Annotated in this window: 2 protein-coding genes and 1 pseudogene; all 3 read left to right on the plus strand. The window is 41.1% G+C overall.

Translation table 11 applies throughout. The features are described from left to right. The first annotated feature begins 277 nt into the window (after positions 1-277). Positions 278-481 (plus strand): DUF2768 domain-containing protein, encoded by a 204-nt coding sequence (locus RAC86_RS38550; protein WP_003225508.1) that lies wholly within the window; start codon positions 278-280, stop codon positions 479-481. A gap of 21 nt (positions 482-502) precedes the next feature. After that, complete coding sequence (locus RAC86_RS38555; RefSeq protein ID WP_072566490.1) at positions 503-1231, plus strand: hypothetical protein; 729 nt, start codon at positions 503-505, stop codon at positions 1229-1231. Between the two features lie 188 nt (positions 1232-1419). Further along, positions 1420-1529 (plus strand): annotated as a pseudogene (locus RAC86_RS38560) (stage IV sporulation protein A); the annotation flags it as partial.

The raw sequence follows: 1529 nt of genomic DNA on the forward strand, positions 1-1529 counted from the left end.
ACACCCAAGTCTTGGGATCTCCTGAAACATTTTGCCGATTTAGGCAATAGAGGATGCATCTGTATGCCAAGTCGCATACTATAGCATCGAAGTCCAAGAGAGTGTTTCTTAAACGTGCAGGTGAATATAGTCAAGTTGACTGAAGCGAAGGTCCCCCTCTTTGCTTCAGTTTTTTTGTTTTATCAAAGGATGGAAAATCTGGTTGATCTTTTCCGGGGCTGTATATTAAAATTAAAATATAACGCTTACATCATACATATCGGGGAGGCGCAGGTCATTGAGTCTGGCATTGATGAAAATGTGGTTTGCACTAGGGTCCATGGGTCTGATGTTTCTGGCTGTAGCTTCCATCTATTTAAGCCGCTTTAAGTGCCAAAACCGTTTTTTGAAGATTGCGGTTTCGTCATTCGCTTTCATGTGTATGCTCATATCTGGAATTATTGTGTTTGTTGTGGTATTCAGCGGCCCTGTCAATGAATAAAGCTGTAAAAGGAAGTGCTGTATGGGTAAACTGAAGTGCGCTATGATTTTTGCGGCAGTCGTGTTTTTATCAGGCTGTTTATATCCAAATGAGCGGAAAAGCAGTGTACATGCCATTCCTTATCAGGACCAGCTAAAGCAGGTCCAGTCTGCTATTGATGAATTTCAAAAGGCAAATGGAGGGCTGCTTCCCATTCAAACAAAAGATATGTCGACACCGCTATATCAAAAGTATCCGATAGACTTTAACCGTTTAGCGCCGAGATATATAGCTGAACCCCCGAGCACGGCATATGAAAGCGGGGGAGACTATCAATACGTGCTTGTTGACGTAGAGAACGATCCAACTGTTAAATTGATTGATCTAAGGATGGCTGAAAAAATCCGCGATGTAAAATTGCGTGTCCAAATGTACCGCCAGGAGCATCAATATCCGCCTTACAAGGATGTGCTATCACGTGATTTATTTACACTCGATGAGAAGAAGCTGGGAGATGGAAGCTCTCTTACAGTGACAAGCCCAATCTCAGGGAATTCCTTGCCGCTTATGATTGACGGAGACGGAGAAATATATGCCGATTACCGGACTGAGCTGGCTTCTTTCCTCAAAAAAAGCAAAAAAACGTTTAAACCCGGGTCTGAAATCCAGGATATGATTTGGCAAGAAACCCCCTTTGTCCCCGTGTTTTCTGTGAAATATACGGTAAATGACAAACAGGAACCTGTTTTTTTAGAAAATGATATCAAATAGGAATGAACCTTTCTCCAGTGCATACAAATAGGGAGAAAGGTTTTTTTATACTTTAATAGATTGAGGATGGGAAATTTTCTAAAGATGTCATATTGAAATAGGACAACGTCATACACATATAGTGTCCTGTGTTTGATTGAAAGAGTTTAATAAAATTGATAAGGATAGGAAGTCCGGGAGGGGATCACTTGGAAAAGGTCGATATTTTCAAGGATATCGCTGAACGAACAGGAGGCGATATATACTTAGGAGTCGTAGGTGCTGTCCGTACAGGAAAATCCACGTTCATTAAAAAATT

This window comes from Bacillus sp. LR_5, assembly GCF_042709275.1.

Excerpts from the sequence above, each read along its gene's own strand:
- RAC86_RS38555 (WP_072566490.1), top strand. The coding sequence starts at position 503 with ATGGGTAAACTGAAGTGCGCTATGATTTTTGCGGCAGTCGTGTTTTTA.